Origin of the sequence: Helicobacter sp. CLO-3, from assembly GCF_001854545.1 — a bacterium.
Classification (GTDB): Bacteria; Campylobacterota; Campylobacteria; order Campylobacterales; family Helicobacteraceae; genus Helicobacter_B.
This window is the reverse complement of record NZ_MLQN01000050.1, coordinates 1-9,271: the sequence shown is the minus strand read 5'-3', so window position 1 is coordinate 9,271 and position 9,271 is coordinate 1. Positions and strand designations below refer to the sequence as shown.

Sequence of the window (9,271 nt, the reverse complement as noted above, 5' to 3'; positions counted from 1 at the left end):
GCGCGAGGATTTGTCGGCAGTGGCGTGTTTGTGCGCGCCAATGAAGCGCTCATAAAAATGGGCAAACCGCCATTTGATTGGGAAATTTAGGTAAAACTAAGAATCTAGGCAAGCTGGCAAATCTGGGCAAATTAAACGCTCTAGGCAGATTAAGGAAATCTAAGCCTGATAAATCTAAGCAAGTGGCAAGCTAGCAAATCCAAATAGCACTTACGCTTTTATTGCAATAAGGATTAAAAAACAAAATCTAAACTTTGCGCCAAAAGGCGTATTTTGTTGATAATTTGCTACACAAATATTTATTGAATCTTATTTCGCCTCTTTGCGTCCGCCTTTCCACAGGACTTTTGTCATGAGGCACAGCCAGCGCACGATACCATAGAGCACATACACGCTAAATGCGGCGCAGAAAAACTCCACATAGTATTTCGAGCTTATGATGATGGCAAGCGCGATGAGGAGTGCGACAAAGATTTTTAGATTCCACTTGATTTTTTTGAAGCTCGGATAGCGTATGTTGCTAACCATAAGCACGCTCACCAAAAATGTCAAAATCAGCAAAACATAGCTAAAAGATGCGGCAAATACGCCATATTTCAAATCTAGCAGCACCCAAAATACGATAATCACCGCCGCGGATGGGATAGGGAGCCCGATGAAGTTGTTTGGCTCGGCGTTTGAAGTGGTGATGTTAAAGCGCGCTAAGCGAATCGCGCCAAAAATCACAAAAAGCGCGCAAGCAAAAATGCGATACAGCCCATAATCGCCTTCAAAGCCATAGTTTGAGCCAATGGTGGGGATGTAGAAATACACTAGCATCGCCGGAGCTGCGCCAAACGCCACGACATCTGCTAGCGAGTCAAACTCGATGCCAAACTTGCTAGCGGTGTTGGTAAGCCGCGCCACGCGCCCATCAAGCCCATCAAAAATCATCGATAGCACGATAAGCCACGCTGCATAGCCAAACGATGAGTTTGCCGCAAACATAATGCTAACCATGCCACAAAATATACTTCCAGCGGTGAAAAAATTGGGTAGTGCGTAGAGTGGATTTATATTCATTTGGCATATCCTATCACGCTGGTGCCAGCTTTTAGCCTATCGCCGATGTGTGCGCGAAGCTCTAGCGGAGAATCCACCTCAAGCTCTAGCATGCCCACTTTCATAAACCCCATGCGCTCGCCCGCTCGAAACGCGATAGGTGCGTAGAATCTACTATGTTTAAACACCCTTGGGAAAAGGCGGATTTTGTAGTGGCTTTTGCTGTTAGAAATCGCGCTTAGTGTTTCATTGAGCCGCTTTTTTAGCGGGGAGAATTGCGCGACAAGCCCGGATTTTTTCTCTAGCGTCACATCTTGCGTGGCTTGCGGTGAGCGCACTAGCCCAGTGTCAAAAAACCCCACTTCTATGGAGATACGCACGCCATTTTTGAGCTGCTCTATATTGCTGACTTTTCCATCTATGGGGGCTAATACGATATCTTCGCCCCTTTCAAGCGGTATGCGCTCTGGGTTGCGATACGCCCACGCCCAAGCGATGAGCGCTAGAATCCCCACAAATAAGCCAAGCGAGCAGTCTATCATAAAGCAAAACAGCAGCCAAACGCCTATCACCAAAAGCCCGCCAAACGATTCTCGCGTGATGATTTGTATGCTATTCATTATTCCTCCTCTTCCTCTTCTGGCTTGATAAGGCGAGAGGGCAGATTGTTTTCTTTCTCATAGCCCTCGATTATCTCACGCACCCGCGCGCCATCTATGACTTCTTTGTCAAAAAGCTCTTTTACCATAAGCTCTATCGCGCCACGATAAGATTCTAGCGTCTCTTTGACATGCGAGAATCTAACTGCTAGCGTCTGCCTCACAAAGCCATCCACGCCTTCAGCGGTTTTTTCGCTAAACTCTCTAGCACTTCCCATGCCACCGCCTAGGAATGCGTTGCGCTGCTTTTCTAGCACCATGAGTCCATTTTCTTCTGTCATGCCATAGTAGCTAATCATCGCCTTTAGGATATCTGTCGCGCGCTCCAAGTCATTGCTAGCGCCTGTAGAGATTTCGCCCAAAAAGACATCCTCCGCCGCGCGCCCGCCTAGCAAAACATCCACTTCTGCTAGCAATTCATGCTTTTGCATAAGGTATTTGTTTTCTTCTGGTGTGTTTAGTGTGTAGCCAAGCGCTGCCATGCCCCGTGGGATGATGGATACTTTATTTACTTTAGAAGCACCTTTTGTCATCTCGGCGATGAGTGCGTGCCCGCTTTCATGATAGGCTACGATTTTTTTCTCTTTTGGCGAGATTCTGCGCGATTTTTTCTCTAGCCCTGCGATGCCGCGCTCTACGGCTTCTTTTAGGTTGGCTTGGGATACTTGCTTTTGGTTATTGCGCCCTGCTAGGAGTGCGGCTTCATTTATGATATTGGCAAGATCTGCGCCTGCAAGCCCTGCGGTAAGCTTGGCTATCTCTTCTAGATCCACATCTTTGGCAAGTTTCACTGCCTTTATATGCACTTTTAGAATCTCTACGCGCCCATTAAAGTCTGGTTTATCCACAAGCACTTGCCTATCAAATCGCCCCGGACGCAAAAGCGCAGGGTCTAACACCTCTGGGCGGTTGGTCGCTGCTAGCACGATGACAGGGGCATTTTCAGAGCCAAAGCCATCCATTTCTGCTAGCAGCTGGTTTAGCGTCTGTTCGCGCTCATCATTGCCGCTTATCATGCCGCCCGCTGCGCGCGATTTACCGATAGCATCGATCTCATCGATAAATATAATGCTAGGCGCTTCTTTTTTTGCCATCTCAAACAAATCGCGCACCCTGCTCGCCCCAAGCCCTACAAACATCTCTATAAAGCTACTTCCACTCATGGAGAAAAATGGCACATTTGCCTCGCCTGCTACCGCTTTTGCCAGCAGTGTCTTCCCAGTGCCCGGAGGTCCTACCAAAAGCACGCCTTTTGGGATTTTCGCACCCACAGCGGCGTATCTATCGGGGTATTTTAGAAAATCCACGATTTCTACTACTTCTTCTTTTGCCTCTTCATTTCCTGCCATATCATCAAATTTTACTTTTGGTTTCTCGGCATTCACGAGCTTTTTGGAGCTTCCCATGCCAAAGATCCCGCCACCCATATTTTTTTGCATACGATTGGCAAGAAACATCCATAGCCCCAAAAACACAAATATCGGCAGCAGCCAGCTTAGCGTATCGGTGAAAAAGTTGCTCTCACTAAAGCCGCCATAAGTGATTTTGTTTTCATCTAGCATGGTGGCAAGTGTCGGGTCGCTGACCTTTCTAGCCACATAGGTTACGCGCTGTCCGCTAGAATCTATGCCATTTGCCTTTATCATCGTTTGCCCGATGCTGACACTTGTGACTTGTTTGGTGGCGATTAGCGTTTTTAGCTCGGAGTATTCGATATTTTTAGTCGCCCCGCCGCCAAAAGAAGTGCTAAAGCCCCCAGAATCAGAGCTAGTCATCTTCACGACAATCATCGCAATAATCGCAAATACCACAAAAAGCAAAATCGGATTCTGCTTGAAAGGCGGTTTTTTGTTGTTTTGGTTGTTTGGAGTGTTTGGATTCTCGTTTGCTGCCATTATCTTCCTCGCATTTTAAGTTGTATTCGCGCGGGTGCTTAAAGCACGCGATATCGCGATGCTACGCGCCGCTAGTGTCGCACGCTACTAATGCCAAGTGCCACTAATGCCACGCCACTAATGCCACGCGCCCGCGCGCAAAATAATCAATAAAGACAAAATTTTGCGTCTATTATAGTATATTTTCGCGCAATCTTATTCTATTAAAGCAAATTTTAGGCTTACCCACTCATCTAGATGCTTTTCTTCTAGCAGTGTGAAGTCGCTAAAAATCTCTTTTAGCCATGCGGATTTTTCCTCGATGATGCCAGATAGGATGAGCACGCCGCCGCTTTTTAGCGCGTGCCTAAAGTCTTTGCAAAGATAGGCTAGCACATCGGCGATGATGTTGGCGCAAATCACATCATAACGCGCGGAATTTGATTTATTAGAATTTTGTTTGCTGGATTTTGTGTTGTTGGATTCTGGGCGAGAATCTATTTTTGTGCTGGATTTTGCGTCGCTAGAATCTATTTTGCTTGAGTTAGATTCTGCGGGGCGTTTGGATTCTGGCGCGTCGCTAGATTCTGGGATATTATGCAGCGAGCCTTCCCAGATATGTTGGAATCTGACATTATTTAGCGCGGCGTTTTTGATGCTTTCTTGCACCGCTAGCGCATCCACATCGCATGCATCCACCACGCCGCCAAGTTTTGCCATGATGATAGAGAGTATCCCGCTGCCACAGCCCACATCAAGGCAGGCTTTGCCAGAGAGATCCATCTCGCGCAAAAGCTCTATGCAAGAAAAAGTGCTCGCATGATGCCCCGAGCCAAACGCGAGTGCGGGGTCGATGATGATGTCTTGCAAAGGGGTTTTTGCTAGTGTAGATTCTGCGTCGCTAGAATCTAGCGCGCTAGGCGCGCACCACGAAGGGCGGATATAAAATGGCGCGCATATGAGCGGTGTGATGCTAGCTTTATACTGCTCTATCCAGTCTTGATTGTGCTTCATCTCGCAAGCATAGGCAAAGCCGATCGGCTTCTCAAGGCGGTGTGAGAGTGTGAGGCTAAAAGATTCTAGCGATTTTATAAAGGGTGCTGGATTTTCTACTAGATAAAGCCTCATCGCGTTTGGCGCGGATTTTATAAGCTCTTTTGTGGTATTGAAAAATTGCAAAGATTTATCATCAAGGGCTTTGTCATCAAAGGCTTTATCTTTGCTAGCTTTATCACCTGCATTTGCGAAGCCTGTATTTGTAAAATTTGGCATTTTTAGCTTGCTAGTGGGGATTTCTTCTAGCGCTTGCCCGGTAGATTCTAGTGCAAAGTCAGTAAAAATCTCAAAACAATCGCTTGGGATAATCGTCACTTCAAAATATATTTGGGATTCTAGCGGTTGAGACTCTGCTTTTTTAGATTCTGGCGATTTAGATTCTGGCGCCTGCGATTGCAGCGACTTGGATTCCACTTTAGACTCTAGAGATTCTGGTGTCCCTAACTCATTTTGGCAATTTTTAGCAGAATCTAGCGCCTTTGGCATATTTGGCATAATAAAACTTTGTAAGATTTATGAAGTGTAAAAAAGTAGCGTTTGGCTGGCTAGATCATTGCGATCTAGTCATTTACCCCTAGCACTACTTCTAGTTTTTCTTTTAGGACTTGTGGAGTGAAAGGCTTTACGATATAGTTATTTACGCCTGCTTTTAGCGCGGTGATGACCTCGGCTTTGCCGCCTTCTGTGGTTACCATGATGATTGGGATTTCTTTGTATCGCTCATCTGCGCGCACTTTTTTGACGAGATCTAGCCCATTCATCTCGGGCATATTCCAGTCTGTGATAAGCACCTGAATCCCCTCTTGAGAATCCATAATCTCCCACGCTTCCACGCCATGCTCTGCTTCCAAAATATCCTCATATCCCAAGCGCTGCAAGGTGTTTTTAATGATTCTTCTCATGGTTGAACTATCATCAACGACTAATAATTTCAAGATAACTCCTTCATTGGTATGGCGGGTGTGTCTTACTGCTCTTCCACTCTCATAGCTAAACTCGATGGCTCAAACTCGAAATAACTCAAACTCGCGCGCATCGCGCTAGCAGTGCGTATCTAGCGACATCCCTTAGCGCAAGCCACCAAAATAATTTGCAATGATAGCATAAAATCGGCAAAATTTGTTTATTTTTATTCTATTTGTGATAGCTTGGCAAAAGCCTCTGCCAAATCTATCTTTTTCTCATAAAACGCCTTGCCTACGATGATTCCGCCATTTATTTGATGATTTTTAAAGGCTTTTGACATTTTTTCTATATCCTCTATGCCAGCCAGCCCCCCGCTTGCGATGACAAAAACCCCGCTAGCCTTCCCCATAGCCACGCTAAAATCCACATTTACCCCGCTAAGCGCGCCATCGCGGCTGATATCCGTGCAGATGAGCGCCTCTACACTGCTTTTGCCAAACTCTTTTGCAAGATCTGTCGCCTCTACCTCGCTAGATTCTACCCAGCCTTGCGTGGCTACTTTGCCCTCTCTCGCGTCTATGCCGATAGCTATGGGGTATTTTTGCGCCATTTGTTTGGCAAATGCCGGATCGCTTAGTGCCTTTGAGCCTAGAATCAAACGATCTATCCCCATATCTCTATATGCTTTGATAGTGTCCTCATCGCGTATGCCCCCGCCTAGCTGGATTTTTAGCGAGGTGCTTTTGCGTATGGATTCTATGGTTTTGGCATTTTTCCGCTCGCCGCTAAACGCGCCATCCAAATCCACCAAATGCAGCCAGCGCGCACCCATATCTTCAAATCTTTTTGCAAACTCGCAAGGATCGCCATAGATGCTAACTTGCTTTATATCGCCTTTGTATAGCCGCACCGCTTGGGCGTTGTGTAAATCAATAGCTGGGAAAATCTCTAGCATGCTTTTGCCTTTCGAAGTGAAATTTTTATCAAATTATAGTCTTTCTCTAGCCTTTTGCTGAAATTATTGTAAAATTCCAAACTAATTTGCGTATTTTGGAGTGTATTATGCAGAATCTGCTTAAGTGTTTTGAATATCTAAAGCCCTATCATATCGATATGCTAGATGCTATAGGCGTGATGATAGAGCTTTTTTTGCTTAAAACGCTTAAGCGAGAATCCTTTTTTGAAATCCTGCCCCTAGACAAAGCGCGCGCGTATGATAAGCTAACAAGCGAGCTAAAATCTATCATCGACCCAGCCCTTTTCATCGCGCCAAGCCCCAAAATAAACACTAGCAAGATTCTAAAACTCATCGCACAAGATGAGTTCTCAAACAGCGACATAGAGCAGTTTCTACACATCATCACGCAAAAAAAGACTACCAACAAGCTCTACTTCTACTCCACGCCTTGCGAGATAAACCAGCTTTTAGTTGGCATACTCGACATAAAAGAAAATGATGAGATATATAACCCTTGCTATGGCATGGGTAGCGTGTTTTTAAGCATCGCTAGCATCACACCGCGTGTGAGCCTCTATGGCGAGGAGCTAGATAGCAAGCTCTCATCCATCGCCAAGCTCATTGCCAAGCTTAGCGGGCTCAAAGAAAGTCATCTGCGCGTGAGTGATATTTTGGCAAATCCGATGTTTAAAGAAAATGGCGAATATATAAAGTTTGACAAAATCCTTTGCAACCCGCCGCTAAACGCGCATTTAGGCACGGAGCTACTCAAAGATGATGAGCGATTTAGCAAAGTGGGGATTCTTATCAAAACCTACCCAGAGCTTGTGTTTCTCATGCATTCTCTAGCGCATTTGAAAGACAAAGGCGTGTTTATCGTGCGTAACCAAACCTTGCAAAAATCTTCGCTTGAAGGAAAACTGCGCGAGCGGCTTTGCGAAGAAGGCATGATAGAGGCAGTCATCGAGCTTCCCAAAAACATTTTTCCGCATCAAAGTCATGATTTTTCCCTGCTTGTCATCTCGCATGGCAACAAAGAGATTTTGCATATAAACGCCAATCACGAGCATTTTTATGCCAAAGATGGCAAATACAACCGCCTCATAAATGTCGAAGAAATCCTGCAAATCTATCGCACCAAAAACGCCGATAAATCCGCCTCCAAATACGCAAGCCTAACGCCGCTTAGCGCAGTTTCCACGCAGGATTTGCGCGCGCATATCTACACGACAAACTCGCTAGAATCCACTATCACGCTAAACAATGCTAGCTCAAACACGCTAGAATCGCTTGGCGTGGAGATTTTTCGGGGGCAGAGAATCTATGGCACGCGCAAAGATGAGATGATAGAGTTTTTTGACATAGGTATCGCGGATTTTGCGCCATGTGGATACACGCAGAGCTTCCAAACCAAAAAGCTGCAAGGCAATAGAGAAAAGATAGAAAAATATCAAGTGCGCTCGTTTGATATTTTGCTTTCACTACGCGGCGTGACGCCAAAGCTCACGATACTAGGCAAGATAGATTCTATCAGCGTGGTGAATTCTGGCATCATCGTGCTGCGCGCGCCTAGCCAGAAGGTGGCGGTGGGGCTTTATTGCTATCTTTTTTCGCTCGCTGGCGAAGAGGCGCTCGCCAAAATCTACAAAGAAAGCAGCGATGGCGCGCTAAATATCGAGAATCTATCGCAGCTCATCATCCCGCACGACTACGCCGAAAACGCCGCGCAAACGATAGAGAATCTAAACAACCTGCGCGATGACATCTATAAAACGCAGGATAAAATCAATAAAATAAAGCAGGATTATCAAAATGGATAAGCGCGTGGGGCGCATGGAGCGTTTGGAGGGTGCGGAGCGTTTGGGGGGCAAGAAAGGCGCAGAAAGCGTGGAGGGCGCGGATAAACATTTGAATGGCCGCCGCGCGAGTGCTTTTGAAGCACTAGAATCTAGTATCCGAGATGTGCGACACAAAGGCGGTTTGCGCGTGGTAAATCCGGTAAATCTCTATGAATGCGAGCTTGGCGAAAATGTCTTTGTAGGACCATTTGTCGAGATACAAAATAGCGTAATCATCGGCGATAACTGCAGAATCCAAAGCCACAGCTTCATCTGCGCGCTGACAAAAATCGGCGATGAGTGCTTCATCGGGCATGGCGTGGCGTTTGTAAATGATCTTTTTGAAAATGGCGCGCCAAATGCGGATTCTAGCACATGGCGTGGCGCGCAAATCGGCAATCGCGTAAGCATCGGAAGTAACGCTACGATACTGCCGGTAAAAATATGTGATAATGTCGTGATAGGTGCAGGCAGCGTGGTAACCAAAGATATCTTAGATTCTGGAATCTATGCCGGCAACCCAGCTAAAAAACTCCGGGATTTGTAAGAAGCCAAAATATGTTTTGGTTTGTTTGGCTGATTTTGTGCTAATTTTTGTATAATATGCGCTTTGTTTATTGATTTCAAATATTTTATGAAAGGCAAAGGATGAGTGATAAAAAAACGCAAGATGCTAAAATGCGAGATGTTAAAACCCAAGATGCCACAATGCAAGGCACCGAAATGCAAGACATCGCAATGCCAGATGCAAAAAGAAGGATTGAGGGTGAAAGTTTATGTCGATATGTGATTAGAAGGCTAAAACAGGCAGCTTTTTGGAGGATTAAACTATCAAATCAGATATTAAAAGAAATTCTTAGGACCCCCTATCTTGATTTTAAAATTTATCGCTTTTTGAAATCTAACTACATGGGTACTAGCCCTATCTCTGCTTTACCC

General features: G+C 45.7%; 9 protein-coding genes. 3 read left to right on the top strand and 6 right to left on the bottom strand.

Annotated elements, in window-relative coordinates:
- Positions 1-309: 309 nt before the first annotated feature.
- The 6 genes from pssA to hisA all read right to left on the bottom strand — a co-directional run bounded on the left by pssA (position 310) and on the right by hisA (position 6,491).
- On the bottom strand, positions 310-1,062 hold the full coding sequence (gene pssA / locus BKN38_RS09585; RefSeq protein WP_066454969.1) for a CDP-diacylglycerol--serine O-phosphatidyltransferase: 753 nt from the start codon (positions 1,060-1,062) through the stop codon (positions 310-312).
- Positions 1,059-1,661 carry a hypothetical protein gene (locus tag BKN38_RS09580; RefSeq protein ID WP_066454960.1) on the bottom strand — a complete coding sequence of 201 codons (603 nt, stop codon included), beginning with the start codon at positions 1,659-1,661 and terminating at the stop codon, positions 1,059-1,061. Before BKN38_RS09580 ends, pssA begins: the two co-directional genes overlap by 4 nt.
- A complete protein-coding gene (gene ftsH, locus BKN38_RS09575; RefSeq protein ID WP_066454958.1) occupies positions 1,661-3,595 on the bottom strand; it encodes an ATP-dependent zinc metalloprotease FtsH in 1,935 nt (644 codons plus the stop codon). The genes BKN38_RS09580 and ftsH overlap by 1 nt, the downstream gene beginning before the upstream one ends.
- 195 nt (positions 3,596-3,790) lie before the next feature.
- A complete protein-coding gene (locus tag BKN38_RS09570) occupies positions 3,791-5,125 on the bottom strand; it encodes a 50S ribosomal protein L11 methyltransferase (protein WP_066454949.1) in 1,335 nt (444 codons plus the stop codon).
- A gap of 65 nt (positions 5,126-5,190) precedes the next feature.
- Positions 5,191-5,565 (bottom strand): chemotaxis response regulator CheY, encoded by a 375-nt coding sequence (locus tag BKN38_RS09565; RefSeq protein WP_066454946.1) that lies wholly within the window; start codon positions 5,563-5,565, stop codon positions 5,191-5,193.
- A gap of 194 nt (positions 5,566-5,759) precedes the next feature.
- A complete protein-coding gene (gene hisA / locus BKN38_RS09560; RefSeq protein WP_066454943.1) occupies positions 5,760-6,491 on the bottom strand; it encodes a 1-(5-phosphoribosyl)-5-[(5-phosphoribosylamino)methylideneamino]imidazole-4-carboxamide isomerase in 732 nt (243 codons plus the stop codon).
- 107 nt (positions 6,492-6,598) lie between these two features.
- On the opposite strand from hisA, the gene BKN38_RS09555 reads away from it, so the two are divergent.
- From BKN38_RS09555 to BKN38_RS09545, 3 genes are all read left to right on the top strand, one after another.
- A complete protein-coding gene (locus BKN38_RS09555) occupies positions 6,599-8,314 on the top strand; it encodes an N-6 DNA methylase (protein WP_066454940.1) in 1,716 nt (571 codons plus the stop codon).
- Positions 8,307-8,879: an acyltransferase gene (locus BKN38_RS09550; protein WP_324737444.1), complete on the top strand. Its 573-nt coding sequence runs from the start codon at positions 8,307-8,309 to the stop codon at positions 8,877-8,879. The genes BKN38_RS09555 and BKN38_RS09550 overlap by 8 nt, the downstream gene beginning before the upstream one ends.
- Positions 8,880-8,980: 101 nt before the next feature.
- A partial coding sequence (locus BKN38_RS09545) for a hypothetical protein (protein WP_143000278.1) occupies positions 8,981-9,271 on the top strand: 291 nt, incomplete at its 3' end.

Excerpts from the sequence above, each read along its gene's own strand:
- pssA (WP_066454969.1), bottom strand. The coding sequence starts at position 1,062 with ATGAATATAAATCCACTCTACGCACTACCCAATTTTTTCACCGCTGGA.
- hisA (WP_066454943.1), bottom strand. The coding sequence starts at position 6,491 with ATGCTAGAGATTTTCCCAGCTATTGATTTACACAACGCCCAAGCGGTG.
- ftsH (WP_066454958.1), bottom strand. The coding sequence starts at position 3,595 with ATGGCAGCAAACGAGAATCCAAACACTCCAAACAACCAAAACAACAAA.
- BKN38_RS09570 (WP_066454949.1), bottom strand. The coding sequence starts at position 5,125 with ATGCCAAATATGCCAAAGGCGCTAGATTCTGCTAAAAATTGCCAAAAT.
- BKN38_RS09555 (WP_066454940.1), top strand. The coding sequence starts at position 6,599 with ATGCAGAATCTGCTTAAGTGTTTTGAATATCTAAAGCCCTATCATATC.
- BKN38_RS09550 (WP_324737444.1), top strand. The coding sequence starts at position 8,307 with ATGGATAAGCGCGTGGGGCGCATGGAGCGTTTGGAGGGTGCGGAGCGT.
- BKN38_RS09580 (WP_066454960.1), bottom strand. The coding sequence starts at position 1,661 with ATGAATAGCATACAAATCATCACGCGAGAATCGTTTGGCGGGCTTTTG.